This window comes from Lysobacter sp. yr284 (assembly GCF_900107375.1).
Lineage (GTDB): Bacteria > Pseudomonadota > Gammaproteobacteria > Xanthomonadales > Xanthomonadaceae > Lysobacter.
This window is the reverse complement of the sequence record NZ_FNPT01000010.1, coordinates 38,048-55,312: the sequence shown is the minus strand read 5'-3', so window position 1 is coordinate 55,312 and position 17,265 is coordinate 38,048. Positions and strand designations below refer to the sequence as shown.

14 protein-coding genes and 1 tRNA gene are annotated in these 17,265 nt (G+C 72.2%); 9 read left to right on the top strand and 6 right to left on the bottom strand.

Annotation, left to right across the window (positions count from 1 at the left end):
- Nucleotides 1-147: 147 nt before the first annotated feature.
- From BLV01_RS15560 to BLV01_RS15550, 3 genes are all read right to left on the bottom strand, one after another.
- A complete protein-coding gene (locus BLV01_RS15560) occupies nt 148-387 on the bottom strand; it encodes a hypothetical protein (protein ID WP_091801508.1) in 240 nt (79 codons plus the stop codon).
- Nucleotides 388-551: 164 nt separating this feature from the next.
- On the bottom strand, nt 552-3,416 hold the full coding sequence (locus tag BLV01_RS15555) for a protein kinase domain-containing protein (protein ID WP_091801505.1): 2,865 nt from the start codon (nt 3,414-3,416) through the stop codon (nt 552-554).
- On the bottom strand, nt 3,413-3,976 hold the full coding sequence (locus BLV01_RS15550; RefSeq protein WP_091801502.1) for an ECF-type sigma factor: 564 nt from the start codon (nt 3,974-3,976) through the stop codon (nt 3,413-3,415). Before BLV01_RS15550 ends, BLV01_RS15555 begins: the two co-directional genes overlap by 4 nt.
- A gap of 379 nt (nt 3,977-4,355) precedes the next feature.
- Here BLV01_RS15550 and BLV01_RS15545 point away from each other — a divergent pair, with 379 nt between their 5' ends.
- Together BLV01_RS15545 and BLV01_RS15540 are read left to right on the top strand one after the other, a co-directional pair.
- A complete protein-coding gene (locus BLV01_RS15545; protein ID WP_091801499.1) occupies nt 4,356-6,266 on the top strand; it encodes an acyltransferase domain-containing protein in 1,911 nt (636 codons plus the stop codon).
- 565 nt (nt 6,267-6,831) lie between these two features.
- Nucleotides 6,832-7,017, top strand: a complete 186-nt coding sequence (locus BLV01_RS15540; RefSeq protein ID WP_091801495.1) for a hypothetical protein — start codon at nt 6,832-6,834, stop codon at nt 7,015-7,017.
- 38 nt (nt 7,018-7,055) lie between these two features.
- On the opposite strand, the gene BLV01_RS15535 is transcribed toward BLV01_RS15540, so the two are convergent.
- Entirely contained in the window at nt 7,056-7,259 is a 204-nt protein-coding gene (locus tag BLV01_RS15535; RefSeq protein ID WP_091801492.1) for a YegP family protein, read from the bottom strand.
- A gap of 45 nt (nt 7,260-7,304) precedes the next feature.
- Here BLV01_RS15535 and BLV01_RS25535 point away from each other — a divergent pair, with 45 nt between their 5' ends.
- Nucleotides 7,305-7,577, top strand: a complete 273-nt coding sequence (locus tag BLV01_RS25535) for a hypothetical protein (protein WP_139178734.1) — start codon at nt 7,305-7,307, stop codon at nt 7,575-7,577.
- A 75-nt stretch (nt 7,578-7,652) separates the two neighbouring features.
- Here the strand turns inward: BLV01_RS25535 and BLV01_RS15530 are convergent.
- Nucleotides 7,653-7,729, bottom strand: a tRNA-Pro gene (locus BLV01_RS15530).
- A 321-nt stretch (nt 7,730-8,050) separates the two neighbouring features.
- Between BLV01_RS15530 and hisS the strand changes: the two genes are divergently transcribed.
- The 3 genes from hisS to BLV01_RS15515 all read left to right on the top strand — a co-directional run bounded on the left by hisS (nt 8,051) and on the right by BLV01_RS15515 (nt 12,355).
- Nucleotides 8,051-9,433 carry a histidine--tRNA ligase gene (gene hisS, locus BLV01_RS15525; RefSeq protein ID WP_091801489.1) on the top strand — a complete coding sequence of 461 codons (1,383 nt, stop codon included), beginning with the start codon at nt 8,051-8,053 and terminating at the stop codon, nt 9,431-9,433.
- A 265-nt stretch (nt 9,434-9,698) separates the two neighbouring features.
- The gene (locus tag BLV01_RS15520; protein WP_091801486.1) at nt 9,699-11,615 is read left to right on the top strand and encodes an HAL/PAL/TAL family ammonia-lyase; all 1,917 of its coding nucleotides are present in this window, start codon (nt 9,699-9,701) and stop codon (nt 11,613-11,615) included.
- Between the two features lie 191 nt (nt 11,616-11,806).
- Nucleotides 11,807-12,355, top strand: coding sequence for a prolyl hydroxylase family protein (locus tag BLV01_RS15515; protein ID WP_091801483.1), 549 nt, complete (start codon nt 11,807-11,809; stop codon nt 12,353-12,355).
- A gap of 16 nt (nt 12,356-12,371) precedes the next feature.
- Here BLV01_RS15515 and BLV01_RS15510 read toward each other — a convergent pair whose 3' ends face one another.
- Nucleotides 12,372-14,180 (bottom strand): sensor domain-containing diguanylate cyclase, encoded by a 1,809-nt coding sequence (locus BLV01_RS15510; RefSeq protein WP_175485985.1) that lies wholly within the window; start codon nt 14,178-14,180, stop codon nt 12,372-12,374.
- 396 nt (nt 14,181-14,576) lie between these two features.
- On the opposite strand from BLV01_RS15510, the gene BLV01_RS15505 reads away from it, so the two are divergent.
- From BLV01_RS15505 to hisD, 3 genes are all read left to right on the top strand, one after another.
- Nucleotides 14,577-14,891, top strand: coding sequence for a YerC/YecD family TrpR-related protein (locus BLV01_RS15505; RefSeq protein WP_091801476.1), 315 nt, complete (start codon nt 14,577-14,579; stop codon nt 14,889-14,891).
- Nucleotides 14,892-14,963: 72 nt separating this feature from the next.
- A complete protein-coding gene (hisG, locus tag BLV01_RS15500; RefSeq protein ID WP_091801473.1) occupies nt 14,964-15,878 on the top strand; it encodes an ATP phosphoribosyltransferase in 915 nt (304 codons plus the stop codon).
- 23 nt (nt 15,879-15,901) lie between these two features.
- Nucleotides 15,902-17,224 carry a histidinol dehydrogenase gene (gene hisD, locus BLV01_RS15495; protein ID WP_091801761.1) on the top strand — a complete coding sequence of 441 codons (1,323 nt, stop codon included), beginning with the start codon at nt 15,902-15,904 and terminating at the stop codon, nt 17,222-17,224.
- Nucleotides 17,225-17,265 lie beyond the last annotated feature (41 nt).

Sequence of the window (17,265 nt, the reverse complement as noted above, 5' to 3'; positions counted from 1 at the left end):
TTTACATGTTCGAGGCGGTGCCGGCGAGCAAGCGCAGCGGGGCGCCGGCGCATGATTTCGGACAAGAAAAAAGCCGATGACGGCGTCATCGGCTTGCTTGGCCCGGCCGGGCGACGAGGCGGATGCCCCGTCGCCTTCGGCGCTGGATCACTTCTTCGCGGTGGACGGCTGCGGCGCCGAGCGCGGCGCCTGGGTCGGCGCCTTGGTGGTGGCGCGCCGGTCGGTGCCGGAGGACAGCTCGCCCTGGCTCAGCGGCGGCTGGCAGAACGGCGGGCCGGAGAACGGCGGGCTGCACGCCTGGTAGGACTTCTCGCGCGCGAACGACGGGGCGCTGAAGGCCGCGGTCGCGGCGATCAGCAGGGCGAATGCAAGGGCGGTGGTGCGCATGTCGATTCCTTCTCACGGGGAGGTGAATGGCGTTCCTGGGCGCGGCGCGCGTTCGAATCGCATGCTGCGGAGTTGGAACAATCAAGAGTTCGCAGGGCGGTGGCGGAATCCGTCATCGCCGCTGGAATTTATTTGGCCGCGCGCGCCGGCGCAAGCGGCCGCATTCATCCGCCGGCTCCGCGCGGCGCCGGCGCGGCGCGCGCGGGCGCCGCGTCCTGGCGCGCGTCGCGCCGGGATTCCCGGCTGGCGTCGTGTCCTGCGCCGGACCCAGGGCCGTGCTCCAGCTCCTGGCGCAGCCGCGCGGCGTCGGCCAGGGCCGGCGCTTGCGGGCGCAGTTCGCGCCGCAGCAGCGGCTCGGCCCGGTTCAGCAACTCGCCGGCGCGCGCCGGGTCGCCGCGGCGCAGGGCGATGCGCGCGGCGGCGAGTTCGACCGTGGCGATCGGCAAGGTGCCGGCGAGGTAGTGGCGCTGGGCCAGCTGCAGCGCCTCGTCGATGCGTTGCGCGGCCTGCGCCAGCTCGCCGCGGCTCAGCGCCACTTCGGCCTGCAGCGAGCGCAGCACGATCACCGATTTGGGCTCCAGTTCGCGGTATTGCAGCACCGGTTCGGCGTCCTTGAGCGCGGCCGCGGCGTCTTCGAAGCGGTGCGCCTCGACCAGGCCCTGGGCATGGCGCAGCTGGACGAAGGCCGGGCCGTAGAACACGTCTTCCTTGTAGCCGCGCGCCAGTTCCAGCGAACGCTGGAAATCGGCGCGGCCCTGCGGATAGCGGCCCTGCGCGCTGAGCGAGAGGCCGCGGGTGTAGTAGGCGATGATCCGGTACATCGTGTAGGCCGGGGTGTCCGGCATCCGCGCCAGCGCCGAATCGGTCAGCGCCTGCGCGCGCGGATGGTCGCCCAGGTTGGCGTAGGCCGCCGCCATGCGCACGTCGTCGCGGGCGAGCACGGCATCGTCGAGCTTCAGCGCGCGGGCGATGGCCTGCGAGCGTTGGTAGTGCGCCAGCGCCGCGCGCGAGCGTCCGACATCGTCCAGCAGCAGCGCGGTGTACAGCTCCATGTCGGCGGTTAGCCGGCTGTTCTCGCCGTAGACGCGGTAGGCCAGCCGCAGCGCCTGCTCGGCGTTGGCCAACGCCTGCGGATAGCGGTGCTGCGAGTAGCGCACCATCATCGCGATCCGGCGCAGCTGGTAGGCCGCCAGGCCGTCGCGCGCGGGCCGCTCGCGCTCGATGGCCTCGGCCATGCCCAGGTGGCGGGCCGCGTCTTCGATCTTGTTCTGGTAGTACAGGCTGCGCGCCAGGCCCAGCTCGATCTCCATGCGCAGTTCCGGCTCGTGCTGGCCGGACGCGTCCAGGCGCTCCAGCGCGCGCTGTTGGTAGCGCTGCGCGGCGGCGAAGTCGGAGGTGTGCAGCACGGCGCTGCCGTAGTCGCTGTACAGCCGCGCCAGCGTCGGCGCCGGCGCGCCCTGGCGCTCGCGCAGCGCGATCGCCTGGTCGAGCGCGGCGCGCGCTTCGGGCAGGCGTTCGAGTTGCAACAGCAGGTTGCCGCGCACGTGCAGCGCGCGCGCGCGCAGCTCCAGGTCCTGCGGCTGCGGCTTGCGCGGCGACAGCGCGATGGCCGCGTCGATCGCTGCCAGCCCCGGCTGCGGGTCGTTGATGTCGGCGTAGACCTCGGCGATGGTCAGCCATGCGACCAGGCGCGTGCGCTCGCTCTGGCTGCGGTCGGTCTGCAGCCGCGCGGCGGCGTTGGTGAGCAGGGTGGCGATGGTGATCGGCTGGCCGCGCACCGCTTCGGGCGAGGTCTCGGCCAGCACCGAGGCGAGGAAATCGCGCGAGGCCTTGGCGTTGGCCGCTTCGGTCTCGGCCGCGCGCTCGGCCGCCAGCGCGCGCTGGCGTTCGTTGTTGAGCTGCCACACCGCCAGGCTGCCGGCGACCGCCAGCATCGCGCTGACGGCGACCGCGACGCGGTTGCGGCGGACGAACTTGTTGAGCCGGTACCACAGGCGGTCGGGCGCGGCGGAAATCGGCCGGCCCTGCAGGTAGCGCGAGACGTCGTCCATCAGCGCCGCGACGGTGCGGTAGCGCTGCTCCGGGTCGGTCGCGGTGGCCTTGCGCACGATCCGGTCGAGATCGCCGCGCAGCAGGTGGCGCAGCGCCGGATCGGCGACGCTGGCGCTGGGCGCCGGCACGGTCGCGTCGCCGCGGTACAGCGTCGACAGCCGCTGCCCGGTGAGCAGGTCGAACAGCAGCGCGCCCAGGCCGAACACGTCGGTGGCCATGGTCTCGGTCTGTCCGCGGTACTGCTCCGGCGCGCTGTAGCCGGGGGTGAAGGCGCGGGTCGGCGGATGGGTGGGGTTGTCGCCTTCCTCCAGCAGCGCGCCGACGCCGAAGTCCAGCAGCACCGGCGCGCCGTCGGCGCGCACCGCCACGTTCGAGGGCTTGATGTCGCGGTGCAGGACCAGGCGCTGGTGCGCGTGCTGGACCGCGTCGCACAGGCTCAGGTACAGCTTCAGCCGCTGCGGCAGCGACGGCTTGGCCTGTGCCACGTATTGCGGCAGCAGCGGGCCCTCGACGTAGTCCATCACCAGGTAGGGCTGGCCTTCCGCGCTCTCGCCGCCGTCGATGTGGCGGGCGATGTTGGGATGGTTGAGGCCGGCCAGCATCGCCCGCTCGCGTTCCATGCGGCGCTTGTTGTGGGCGGTGCCGATGCCGTGCAGCAGCTTGACGGCGACCTGCTGGACGCGGCCGGCGACGTCGCGCTCGGCCAGGAACACCGCGCCCATGCCGCCGGAGCCCAGCTCGCGCAGCAGCCGGTACGGGCCGATGCTGCGCAGCGGGACTTCGCGCGCGACTTCGGTGAGGCGTTCGCTGACCGGGTCGGGCGCGGCGTCGTCGTCGCAGGCGAGCAGGCGCTCGGCCGCGGCGACGATGTCGGGGTCGTGCTCGTTCTCGCGCAGGAACCGCGCGCGTTCGGCGGCGGGCCGTTCCAGCGCCTGGTGGAACAGCTCCTCGACCCGGCCGAACTGCGCCGGGGTCATGACAGGTGTTCGCGCAACCAGGCCTTGGCGAAGCGCAGATCGCGCTCGACGGTGGTCAGCGAGATGCCGAGGATCTCGGCCGTCTCCTGCTGGTTCAGGCCCATGAGGAAGATCAGTTCGACGATCCGGCACTTGCGCGGGTCTTGCTGTTCCAGCGCGCGCAGCGCGTCCTCGACATCGAGCCAGCGGTCGCCGGCGGCCGACAGGTGCTCGGAGCCGGACAGGGTCACGTCGACCGCGCCGCCGCCGCGCTTGTCGGCGTGCTGGCGACGAATCGTGTCGACCAGCACATAACGGATCGCGGTCGCGGCGATGCTGAAGAAGTGCTGGCGGTTCTGCGCGTCCAGGCCGTTGCCGCCGAGCAGGCGCAGCATCGCCTCGTTGACCAGTTCGGTCGGGTCCAGCACCGGCACGCTCAGGCGCGACAGGCGGCCGGCGGCGATGGTGCGCAGCTGCCGGTAGACCAGATTCAGCAGGGCGTCCGGCGCGGCAGCGTCGCCCGCGCGCCAGGCGGCGAGCAGGCGGGTGACATCGCCCGTCTCCTCAGGCTGTAGGTCCATGTTGTCCTGGTGGGAGGTACCGAATCAGCAGAATACAACGCATGCGCGTGCCAACCAATCGATGCGATCCGGACCTTTTCCAGCAAGATTTCCAGCGCGAATGCGGGCCGGACCGAGGCGGGGCGCGGCCTCGGGCGGGCGCGCCCGCCGGGCCGGGCGCGGTGGCGGCGGGCCCGGCCTGCGGCCGGCGCACCCCCGGCCGGTACAGGCAGGGCGGGCACCCTGAACGCCCTGAACGAAAGCCCGCCAACCCGACCGGCGAAGGCATGACGGGTTCGGCCGCCGTCCTGCGAACTGTCTGGAGACCCCGGCCGCCCCATGAGCGGCCGTCGCGCGCGATTCGCCGATTCGCCAGCCGCATGCCCCTCCGGACCGTTCCATGCACGCGTTCACGCAAGCACTCGCTGTGGTCTTCCCCGGGCAGGCGGCGCTACGCAAGGGCCTGGGCCGCGCGTTGTTCGCCCGCCACCGGCCGGCGCTGCGCCAGGCCGAGGAGGCGCTGGGGTACTCGCTGGCCGAGGCGGTGGAATGCGAGTGGCTCGAACACACGCCCTACGTCCAGCCGGCCCTGTTCGCGGTCAACGCGCTGGCTTATCGCGAATGGATCGATGCGCACGGCGCCGCGCCGGCCTTCGCAGCCGGGCACGGGCTGGGCGAGTGCAACGCGCTGCACGCCGCCGGCGCCTTCGATTTCCAGACCGGGCTGAGCCTGGCCGCCGAGCGCGGCCGGCTGATGGCCGCGGCCGGCGGCGGCCGCATGGCGGCGGTGATCGGCTGGAGCGCGCAGCGCTTGCGCGACGAACTGGCGGCGATCGGCGCCGACGGCCATCCGGCCGAGGCCATCGACATCGCCGGCTACGACGCGCCGGAGCAGCAGACCATCGCCGGCGCGGCGCCGGCGATGGCGCGGGCCGCGGCGCGTTTGCGCCGGCGCGGCGCGCGGGTGATGCCGCTGCGCGCGAGCGGCGCCTTCCATTCGCGGCACATGCGCGAGGCCGCCGCGCAGTTCGCGCGCGCGCTGGCGGCGGTGGAGTTCGCACCGCTGGCGTTCGCGGTGGTGTCCAACCTGGAGGCGCAGCCGTACGCGCGCGGCCGCGAGGCGCAGGTGTTGGCGGCGCAGATCGCCGCGGCGGTGCGTTGGACCGATTCGCTCGGCTACCTGCTGGATGCGGGCGTGCAGCGCTTCGAGGAACCGGGGCCGGCGCCGGTGATGGCCGAATCGATCGAACAGTTTCGCGCGGCACGGCCGGCGTCGCGAGCGCGCGGGGAGGCGCGCTTCGACTCGGCCGTGCCGCCACTGTCCTTCGCCGCCGCCGCGCGGCCGCGGCGGCGGCCGTCGCTGGTGGCGGTGCCGGCGCTGCTGGCGCCGGCCATCGGCGCCGCGTCGGCGGTGTCGCCCGGGATGCGCGCATCGGCCGGCGACGGCGGGCGCCGCGCCAGCGCCCGGCGCGAGGCCGGCGGCGCCGCGGCGATGCAGGCCGATCTCGCCGGCGGCCGCGGCGCGGCGCGCATGGCGTGGACGGGCGGTTCGACCGGGACCTTCGGTTTTCGCGATGCGGGCGGCGTGGCCATGGCGCAACTGGAGCAGGATCTCGTCGCGATGCGGGTGGCGTTGCCGTCCGGCCAGGCCTGGGGGGGCGCTGCGCCGGCCGGTGTCGTGCGCATCCAGGGCGAGGACGCATCGCCGGCCGATGCCGCGGCGGCCTTCGCCGCGCTCGACGCGCGCGCGCGCCGCGACGTCGAGCATCGGCAGTTGCTGGCCCTGGCGCTGGCCGACGCGCTGCGCAGCCGCGCCGGCCGGCCGTTGCGCGTGCTCGAACTCGGCGACGGCCACGGCGAAGGCGTCGAGCGCGCCTTGCCCGCGCTCGATGCCGCCGGCGAACCGGTGGAATTCGTCTACGCCGACGCGTCGCCGTTCCGCGCCGCGCTGGTCGCCGCGCGTTTCGGCGCCGGCCGGCCGTACCTGCGCAGCGTGGTGTTCGATCCGCGCGGCATCGTCGCCGACGCCGCTGCGTTGCGCGGACGCTTCGACCTGATCCTGGCCGACACCGCGCTCGACGGCGGCGCCGATCCGCGCCCGGTGCTGGCCACCGCCGCCGGCTGGCTCGCCGCCGACGGCGAGCTGCTGTTCGCGGTGCGCGACGACGCGCCGCCGCGCGACTGGCCGGTCTTGCTGGCCGCCGCCGGTTTGGCGCCGGCGCCGGCGTGCGATGTGCCGGCATGCGCGCAGGCCGGCGTGCGGCTGCATCGGGTCGAGCGCGTCATCCGCGCGGGTGCGGCGCGATTGTGAGGCGAGGCTGCGGGCTGCGGCCATCGCTTCGGCGAACCTAGCGCATGGACTCGCGCATTCGCCGGATGGAGCCAGACGCCACGGACGGCGTTTCTTACGGAGCGTAACGCCAAGGACGGCGTCTTATCGCAGGCGGCGCCATGGACGGCGTCCCGGGGAGCGCGATGCCATGGACGGCGCGCACGGAGCCTGGCGCCACGGACGGTGTCGTGTCGCAGGCGACGCCACGGAAGGCGTCCAGGGAGCGCGATGCCAGGGACGGCGCACAGGGAACCGATGCCACGGACGGCGTCTTGTCGCGGGTGGCGCCATGGACGGCGTTCAGGGAGCGCGATGCCAGGGACGGCGCACAGGGAGTCTGGCGCCAGGGACGGCGTCTTATCCGGATCCGGCGCCACGGACGGCGTCGCAGGGAACATGAGGCCACGGACGGCGCCGACGGAGCGCAATGCCACGGACGGCATCTTTGTCGCATTCGATGCCATGGACGGCGTCCTCTTCGGCGGCAGGCAGACGATGCGCGGATCGCGCCTGCCTCGTCGGCCGGAACGGGCACGAGGGGTTCGTGCCGCGCACGGCCGGCGCAGTCCTGCCCGCCGACATGACGCGCACCGCGATGCGGGGGAACCCGAGCCAGGCGGTGTTCAACAATCGCGATTACTTCAACGGCCTGCCGGGCCGACAGACCATGCAGCAGCCGCAGGCCGAGCTCGGCCTGAAGCCGCGGCGCCAGGTGGGGCGGAATCGCTAATGGCCTTCCTCCCGCCCCGGCTTTCCGAGTGCGTGGCGTTAGGAAAAGTCCACGATGAGCGTTTGGGTAGTGGCGCTCTTAACCAGGTTGATGGCGTGGTAGCAATCGGTTTTGTTCGCGTAGCCCTCGCCTGTGGCGAGGAGTTCGTCGTTGTCGGCCAGAAGCCGCCACGTGTACTGGTCTTTTGTCCCGGGAGTATTTCCAAGCGCATCGCCCCCCTTACGATAGATCTCAAACCTCATGTCGTTCCCTCCTTAAGGTTCCAGGGAGAACGGAGTAGTCCGCCGATGTCGGCCAAAGTCAAAGTCTCCGCGTTTGCGACAACCCGGCATGCGGGTCCCGTCATGGCTATATCCGACAAGATCCCATGGCAAGAGCTCGCGCTGACTGCAGCGGAGTGCGCCGAGCGGTGGGGCATCTCGCCCGAGCATTTCCTAGCGACGATCGCGTGTAAGCCAGACTTCCCAGTGCGCATCACCCGGAAGCCGGCCACCTGGAAGGCCGGAGAGGTGGTCGAGTGGCATGACCGGAATCAGGCGGGCAGCCGCGGCAAGGGCTGAAGTCGTTTGGCGGACTTTTCGCAGACATGAAAAAGCCGGCGCTAGGCCGGCTTCATCGAAAGCATCACGAAAAATTGGTCGGGGAGACAGGATTCGAACCTGCGACCTCTACGTCCCGAACGTAGCGCTCTACCAGACTGAGCTACACCCCGACTTCGTGAGCCGCAAATTCTAGCGGCGCTCACCGGGGCGTGCAAGAGGGGACGACAGAAAAATTTCATTCCGGTTGCGCTGGCGGTCCCGGATGGCCGCAAAACCGCGTCGCAGCGGGCTGAGCGCCGCATCGGCAAAGCCCGGCCGCCGCCCGCGCCCGGCGCGAATGCGCGGCGACGGCCGGCCGCTACCGACCGGACGGCCCGCAATCGCTAAACTAAGCGCCATGCCGGCGGGGCCCGCGGCGCGCGCTCGTGCAGCGCGCGCCGGCGCCGATCCGGCCGCCCTTCTTGCGCCATTGCAGTAATTCGGAGTCTGACTTGATCAAGCCTCGCACCCCGCCCGGGGTCATGGAGCTGCTGCCCCGTGACCAGATCGCGTTCCAGCGCATGCTCGACACGATCCGCCGCAATTTCGAACGCTTCGGCTTCCTGCCGGTGGAAACGCCGGTGATGGAGCTGACCGAGGTGCTGCTGACCAAGTCCGGCGGCGAGACCGAGCGCCAGGTGTACTTCGTCGAGTCGACCGGTTCGCGCGAGAAGAGCGCGCAGGACGGCCGCACGGTGCCCGAGTTGGCGCTGCGCTTCGACCTGACCGTGCCGCTGGCGCGCTACGTGGCCGAGCACGAGGCCGAACTGGCGTTCCCGTTCCGCCGCTACCAGATGCAGCGCGTCTATCGCGGCGAGCGCCAGCAGCGCGGCCGCTACCGCGAGTTCTACCAGTGCGACATCGACGTGATCGGCAAGGACAGCCTCAGCGTGCGCTACGACGCCGAGCTGCCGGCCTGCATCCACGCGGTGTTCTCCGAACTCGACATCGGCGCCTTCACCATCCAGCTCAACAACCGCAAGCTGCTGCGCGGCTTCTTCGAAGCCCAGGGCGTGGCCGACGGCGAGCTGCAGGCGCTGGTGCTGCGCGAGGTCGACAAGCTCGACAAGCGCGGCGCCGACTACGTGCGCGACACCCTGACCGGCGAAGGCTTCGGCCTGTCGGCGCAGGCGGTGGCGACGATCCTGGCGTTCGTCGAAACCCGTTCGACCTCGCACGCCGACGCGCTGGCCAGGCTGGCCGCGCTGGGCGAGGGCAACGACTCGCTGCGCCAGGGCGTGGCCGAACTGCGCGAGGTGCTGGAGCTGATCCGCGCGCTGGGCGTGCCGGAAGCCAACTACGCGCTGAACTTCTCCATCGCCCGCGGCCTGGACTACTACACCGGCACGGTCTACGAGACCACGCTCGACGACTACCCGCAGCTCGGCTCGATCTGCTCGGGCGGTCGCTACGAAGACCTCGCCAGCCACTACACCAAGTCCAAGCTGCCCGGCGTCGGCATTTCCATCGGCCTGACCCGGCTGTTCTGGCAGCTGCAGGAGGCCAAGCTGGTCAGCACCGCCGACAGCAGCGTGCAGGTGCTGGTCACCCAGATGGACGATGCGCAGCTGCCGCAATGCCTGGCGCTGGCCAGCGAGCTGCGCGCGGCCGGGCTCAACACCGAAGTGGTGATGGAGCCGTCCAAGCTCGGCAAGCAGTTCAAGTACGCCGACCGCGCCGGCATCCGCTTCGTGGTGGTGCTGGGCGAGAACGAGATCGCCAAGGGCACCGCCACGGTCAAGGACCTGCGTCGCGAGGACCAGTTCGAGGTCGCGCGCGGCGAGCTGGCGCGCACGCTGCGGGTCGAGCTGGAACAGTCGCGGGTCATGAAGTGATCCTCGCGCGCGCCCGTCGCGTCGGCTGCGGGCGCGCATCGCGCGCGCGGCCGACGGCGCGCGCGCATGGCGGGGCGGCGCCGCGCGCGCCGCATCGCCGGCATTCGCCGCGCCGGCATCGCCCGGCGCCGGCTGCAGCATCGGCGCAAGCCGACACCCACGCCGCGGTCCGTGCGGACCGCGGTTTCCTTTTGTCTGACGCACCGACTCCCGAGTATGCGCGCCGCCGATCCGCCGGCAGCGCGCAGATGATCGCCAGGGTGCGATGCGGAGAACCCCAGCTTTGAACAAGATCCGACTCGACGGCCGCTCGCTGACGCGGTCACAGCTCGTCGCCGTGGCCTACGGCGCGCAGGTCGAACTGTCTGCCGAGCAGCTCCCGGCGGTGGCCCGCGCGGCCGACTTCCTGGCCGAGCAAGTGCGCCGCGAAGAGCCCATCTATGGCGTGTCCACCGGTTTCGGCAGCAACGCCGACCGCCTGCTCGGCGCGCACCACCTGCGCGACCAGTTGCCGGGCGCGAAGCGTTCGCAGGAGACCCTGCATGAAGAACTGCAGCGCAACCTCATCGTCACCCACGCGGTGTGCGTGGGCGAGGCGTTCGCGCCGGAGATCGTGCGCGCGATGCTGTGCATCCGCATCAACACCCTGATGCGCGGCCACTCGGGCATCCGCGTGCAGACCCTGCAGGCGCTGACCGACCTGCTCAACGCCGGGATCGTGCCGGTGGTGCCGCAGCTGGGCTCGGTCGGTGCCAGCGGCGACCTGGCGCCGCTGTCGCACCTGGCCATCGTCCTGCTCGGCGGCGGCGAAGCCTTCTTCGACGGCGAACGCATGCCGGGCGCGCAGGCGCTGGAGCGCGCCGGGCTCGCGCCGGTGCAGCTGTCGTACAAGGAAGGCCTGGCGCTCAACAACGGCACCGCGCAGATGCTGGCCTGCGGCGTGCTGGCGTTGAGCAAGCTCGAAGAGCTGCTCGACACCGCCGACCTCGCCGCGGCCATGACCATCGACGCCTTCGCCGGCCGCCTGGGCGCGTTCGCGCCGGAAGTGCACGCGCTGCGTCCGCATCCGGGCCAGGTCAAGGTCGCCGAGAACCTGCGCAAGTTGCTCGACGGCTCGACCTTGGCCGACATTCCTTATCACCTGGTGCCGCGCTTCCGCCCGTGGCTGCCGCAGAGCTGGGATACGCAGGCCGCGCAGCAGCTGAGCTTCGACATCGGCTGGGATTGGGTGCCGTTCGGCCAGCGCCACGGCCGCGAGAAGTTCTATAACCGCTTCCGTCCGTTCCGCGGCGGCAAGAAGCACCAGCCGCAGGACAGCTATTCGCTGCGCTGCATTCCGCAGGTGCACGGCGCGGTCCGCGACGCCATCGCCCAGGCCGCGCGGGTGCTGGAGATCGAGCTCAACTCGCTGACCGACAACCCGATCGTGTTCCCCGACGCCCAGGCCGAGCACGTCGAGCAGCAGGTGATCTCCGCCGGCCATTTCCACGGCATGCCGCTGGCGCTGGCGATGAGCTACGTCAAGGCCGCGATCCCGGTGCTGGCGAGCATCTCCGAGCGCCGCCTCAACAAGCTGGTCGACCCGGCCACCAACGACGGCCTGCCGGGCTTCCTGATCGGCAACGAGGACGCGACCGAATCGGGCCACATGATCGTGCAGTACACCGCCGCGGCCATCGTCAACGACCTCGCCAGCCGCGCCCACCCGGCCTCCGTGTATTCGATCCCGACCAGCGCCAACGCCGAGGACCATGTCTCGATGGGCGCCAACGAGGCGCGCCACGTGCTGGCGATGGCCGACGACCTGGGCAAGGTGCTGGCGCTGGAGCTGTACACCGCCGCCCAGGCGCTGGACCTGCGCCGCGACATGATCAACGCCGCGCGCGATCTGGCCGACCGCGCCGACGCTGCGACCTTCGCGGCCAAGGTCGCCGGCGGCCCGGTCGCCGGCGCCGCCGAGCACGCCGAGTTCCTGGCCGAAGTCGAGGGCCTGCGCGCCGAGTTGTCCGCGGCGCAGGAGTTCCGTCCGGGCCGCGCGGTGGCGATCGCCCACGCCAAGCTGCGCGAATCGATCGCCTTCCTCGACCACGACCGCGCGCTCGACGGCGAAGTCGCCACTGCGGTGCAACTGGTGCGCGACGGCACCGTGCTGTCGGCGGTGCGCGCGGAAATGCAGGACTGATCCGCCACGGCCCCTCCCGATCCCGGGAGGGGCCGATTGCTTCCCTGTAGGAGCGGCGCAAGCCGCGACCGCGGCAACGCGACTACGCCGAAACTTGCGCCGCAGCCCTGTTGTCGCGGTCGCGGCTCGCGCCGCTCCTGCAGGGGCTAGAATCGCGGCACCGTCCTCTCTCGTGGCCAGGGATCGCCGCCATGCGCCTCGTCCACCTCAGCGAAACCGCCTTCTGCGTGAACGGCCTGCTGACGCCGGCCGAATGCGCGGAGCTGATCGCCCTGGCCGAAGCACGCGGCTTCGAACCCGCCGGCGTGCGCACCGCCGACGGCGGCCAGAAATCGATGGCCCACGTGCGCAACAACGAACGCGTGGTGCTCGAGTCGCCGCAATGGATCGACGCCTTGTGGCGACGCCTGCGCGAAGCCGGCCTGCCCGCGCTCGACGGCGAGGCCGCGGCCGGCCTGCCGCGCGCGCTGCGGTTCTACAAATACGGCCCGGGCCAGCGTTTCCGCATGCACAAGGACGGCCCCTGGAGCGAAGACGGCCGCCTGAGCAAGCTGACCTTGCTGGTCTATCTCAACGACGGTTTCGCCGGCGGCGACACCGCGTTCCGCGGCTTCCGGGTCGAACCGCGCGCCGGCGACGCGCTGCTGTTCGTGCACGACACCTGGCACGAAGGCGCGGCGGTCGAGCAGGGCGTGAAGTACGCGCTGCGCTCCGACGTGATGTACGCGCCGCCGGCCTGAGCGTCGCGCGCCGCGCTCACGCCGCCGCGCCCCACATTCGCACGCAATCGCGCCCGCCGGCCTTGGCCAGATACAAGGCCTGATCGGCGAACTGCAGCGCCGCCTCGACGCCGAGGTCGGAATCCGGCGCGATCTCGTGCACGCCGATGCTGGCGGTGACCGGGATGTCGTGGCTGCGGCTGGGGCAGGGCTGCGCGCGCAGGCGCAGGCGCAGCGCCTCGGCCACGCGCGAGCCGGCGGCGAGGTCGTGGTCGGGCAGCACGGCGACGAATTCCTCGCCGCCGAAGCGCGCCAGCAGCGCGTGGTGCGGGGCCAGGGTCTGCGAGATCAGGCCGGCGGCCCAGCGCAGGCATTCGTCGCCGACCAAGTGGCCGTGGTGGTCGTTGATCTGCTTGAAGTGGTCCAGGTCGATCATCATCAGCGCCAGCGGCCGGCGCTGGCGGCGCGCGCGGTGCAGCAACGATTCGAACGCTTCGCGGAAGTGGCTGCGGTTGTGCAGGCCGGTCAGGCCGTCGCGCTGGGCGGTCTCGCGCAGGCGGTCGTGGGCTTTCTCCAGCTGCGCCAGCGCGGTGCGCAGCTCGCCGGTGCGCTGCTCGACCTTGTGTTCGAGCTGCTCCTTGGCCTCGCGCACGATCCGTTCGTTCTCGTTGCGCAGCGAGGCGTAGCGGTAGCCCAGCGCCACCGACAGCAGCAGCATTTCCAGGGCCGAGCCGATCTGCACGCCGTACTCGGTGATGAACACCTTCGGCAGCAGGTCGAAGGCGATCGCCGCGAACATGCCGGTGCCGAGCAGGAACGCCGACCACGCCAGCAGGAACAGCCGCGCCGGCTTGTAGCCGCGGCGCAGCACCACCACCGTCTCCACCGCGATCCAGGCGATGGAGACGAACACCGCGGCCGAGGCGATCGGGGTGACGATGCGATAGGGCGCCTGGGTCGCGATCAATCCCAGCAGCACGAAGAACCCGATCATGCCCAGGCCGACCCGGTCGCCGAAGCGCCAGCGTTGCGCCAGGCCGAGGAAGGTGCGCGCGAACTGCTGCATGCCCACCTGGGCCAGGCAGATCGACAGCGGCACCGAGTGGTCGGCCAGCCACGGCGAGCGCGGCCACAGGTATTCGAAGCCCAGGCCGTTGAGGGTCAGCAGCACCAGGCCGAACGCGCAGATGTGGAACAGATACCAGAAGTAGCTCGAATCGCGCAGGCTCAGCCACAGCACCAGGTTGTAGAAGAACAGCGCCAGCAGGATGCCGTAGTACAGGCCGATGCCCAGTTGCGCGTCGCGCGCCAGTCCGGTGAAGGCGCTGGGCGAGTACAGGGTCAGCGGCACCTGCATCGAGCTTTGGCTTTGCACGCGCACGAACAGGTCCACGCGCTGGCCGGCCGGCAGGTCGATCCAGAAGTTCGGATGGCGGTAGCGGATCGCGCGCGCGGCGAACGGCAGGCTGTCGCCGCCGGCCTGGTGGCGGACGCGGGCGCCGTCGCTGGCGCGGGCGACGGTGTAGACGTCGAGGCGGTCGCTCAGGGCGAAGCCTTGCACCAGCAGCCAGCGCGGAGTGTCGGCGTCGGCGTTGCGCGCGGCGATGTGGAACCAGTAGGCGCCGCGCTGGAAGCCGAACGAGCTGTTGCCGCCCGGCAGCGGCCGGAAGCCGCCGGCGGCCAGCGCGCGTTCGGCGCCGGCCAGGTCGAGGCGGCCGTCGGGGTCGTGGCGGTAGGCGGTGAACGGCGCCAGCGCCGTCTCGCCGTCGTGGCGGCCGAGTTCGAGCGGGCGCTGCGCGGCGGCGAGCGGGCTCCAGCCCGCCAGCAGCAATGCCAGCAGCAGCAACCACGGCAGCGGTGGCCACGCGGACGGCCGGCGCGGCGGCGCCTGGGATGGCCGCGGACGGCGCGCGGATCGGGCAGGGGGCGTGTTCATCGTGCTGGGCCGGGGCGTCCTTGACCGGGGGCCGGCACTGATCGGTGCGCCGGGCAGAGGGGAAGCGGGCGCCGGCAGGACGGCGCGCGAGGCGTGCCTGAGGTCTTAACGCAATTACCGCGACCGGCCGGACGGCTTGACGCGCGCCCGGTGGTCGGATTAATGTATTAACGCGTTATCACATTAATGCACTGGGTCGGCCTCCGCGGCGGCCCGGCGCGCCGGCCGGGCCGCAGCCCTCCGGCATCTGGCTTCCCGCACCACGTCCCCGCAACCGCAACCGCGACCCCGGATCCGAACCCGCCCATGAAGCGCCGCGCCGTCGCCACCGTCGAAGCCACCGAAGACGCCCTCGGCGAACTGGCCGCCGCGCTGTCCGCGCTGCGCGCCCCGGAGCAGGTGCGCGCCTTCCTCGAAGACCTGTGCACGCCCGCCGAACTGGAAGCGATGAGCGACCGCTGGCGGGTGGTGCCGCTGCTCGACGAGGGCGTGCCGTACCGCGAGATCCACGAGCGCACCCAGGTCAGCGTGACCACCATCGGCCGGGTCGCGCGCGTGCTCGAACGCGGCGCCGGCGGTTACGCCGCGGCCCTGCAGCGCCGCGGCCTGCGACATCGCTGACGGCCGCTTCTGTCCGCCGCCGCCGGCGCCCGCCGGCCCGCACCGCCCACGCCTTCCCCCGAGACCGAGTCCATGAGCCCTCCCGCCAGTGCCGCCGTGCGCGACCGCCTGCGCATCGCGATCCAGAAGTCCGGCCGCCTCGCCGACCCGGCCCGCCAGTTGCTCGCCGCCTGCGGCCTGAGCTGGCGCGAGAGCCGCGACCGCCTGTTCTGCTACGGCGAGACCCTGCCGGTGGACCTGCTGCTGGTGCGCGACGACGACATTCCCGGGCTGATCGCCGACGGCGTCTGCGACCTCGGCGTGGTCGGCCGCAACGTGCTGCTGGAACAGGACGGCGACCGCCGCGGCAACGGCCGCGCGGCGGCGTTCCGCGAATGGCGCGCGCTCGGCTTCGGCGGTTGCCGCCTGGCCATCGCCGTGCCCGATGCGTGGCAGTGGCAAGGCCCGCAGGATTTGATCGGCAAGCGCATCGCCACCAGCTATCCGGCGCTGCTGACCCAGTGGCTGGCGCAGCAGGGCGTGGACGCGCAGGTGGTGCTGCTGTCGGGTTCGGTGGAGATCGCGCCGCGCCTGGGCCAGGCCGAGGCGATCTGCGATTTGGTCTCCAGCGGCGCCACGCTCGCCGCCAACCAGCTCAAGGCGGTGCAGACCCTGGTCGAGAGCGAGGCGGTGCTGGCCGGGCCGGTCGAGCGCTTCGACGACGTCCGCGGCGAACTGGCCGACCTGCTGCTGCGCCGGCTCGACGGCGCGCTGCGCGTGCGCAACAGCAAGCTGCTGATGTTCCAGGCGCCGCGCGGCCTGCTCGGCGAATTGCTGCCGCTGCTGCCCGACGCCGAACAACCCACGGTGATGCGCCTGGACGACGGCGACGACGTCGCCCTGCAGGCGCTGTGCCACGGCGCGGTGACCTGGCAGCGGCTGGAGGAACTCAAGCGCGCCGGCGCGCGCGGGCTGATGGTGCTGCCGGTGGAAGGAATGCTGGCATGAACCGCCCCGCGACCGCCGCCGCGATGCAGCGCTACCAGTGGCAGGCGCTGAGCGCCGACGCGCGCGCGCAGGCGCTGCGCCGTCCGGCCCAGGAAACCCGCCAGGCCACCGCCGACGCGGTCGCCGCGATCCTGGCCGAGGTGCGCGCCGACGGCGACGCCGCGCTGCGCCGCTTCGGCGAGCGCTTCGACGGCGTCGCGCTGGACGCCTTCGCCGTGGACCAGGCCGAATTCGAAGCCGCCGACGCCGCGCTGAGCCCGCAACTGCGCGCCGCCATCGACGAGGCCGCGCGCCGGATCGAACGCTTCCACGCCGCCGGCATGACCCCGGCCTACGCCCTGGACACCGCCGAGGGTGTGCGCTGCGAGCGCGTGCTGCGGCCGATCCCGCGGGTCGGCCTGTACGTGCCGGCCGGTTCCGCGCCGCTGCCCTCGACCGCGCTGATGCTCGGCGTGCCGGCGCGGCTGGCCGGCTGCCGCGAAGTGGTGCTGTGCACGCCGCCGCGCAAGGACGGCAGCGCCGACCCGGCGGTGCTGTGCGCGGCGCGGCGCTGCGGCATCGGCAAGGTCTACAAGGTCGGCGGCGCCCAGGCGATCGCGGCGATGGCCTTCGGCAGCGACAGCATCGGCAAGTGCGACAAGCTGTTCGGGCCGGGCAACGCCTACGTCACCGAGGCCAAGCGCCAGGTCGCGCTGCTGGAAGGCGGCGCCGCCATCGACATGCCGGCCGGGCCGTCGGAAGTGCTGGTGATCGCCGACGCCGGCGCGCGCGCCGACTTCGTCGCCGCCGACCTGCTGTCGCAGGCCGAGCACGGCGCCGATTCGCAGGTGATCCTGCTCAGCGACGACGCGGCCCTGCTGGATGCGGTCGATGTCGAACTGGAACGCCAGCTGGCGCGGCTGTCGCGCGCCGACACCGCGCGCGCGGCGCTGGCCAAGTCGCGCTCGATCCAGGTCGACTCCATCGCCACCGCGATGCAGGTCAGCAACCGCTACGCGCCCGAGCACCTGATCCTGGCCCTGCGCGACGCGCGCGCGTGGCTGGCGCAGGTCGAGGCGGCCGGTTCGGTGTTCCTCGGCGACTGGGCGCCCGAAGCGCTGGGCGACTATTGCAGCGGCACCAACCACGTCCTGCCGACCAGCGGCGCGGCGCGCTACGCCGGCGGCCTCAACGTCGCCAGCTTCCAGGTCGCCATCACGGTGCAGGAAGTGCAGCCGCGCGGGCTGCAGGAGATCGGCCCCTGCGCGCTGGTGCTGGCGCAGGCCGAAGGCCTGGACGCGCACCATGCCGCGGTGGCGCTGCGGCTGGCGGCGCTGTCCGTGGCCCCGGCGGCGCAGCGCGCCTGAGCGAGTCCGTCCGGCCCCGCGCCGGACGATTGCAGAACCAC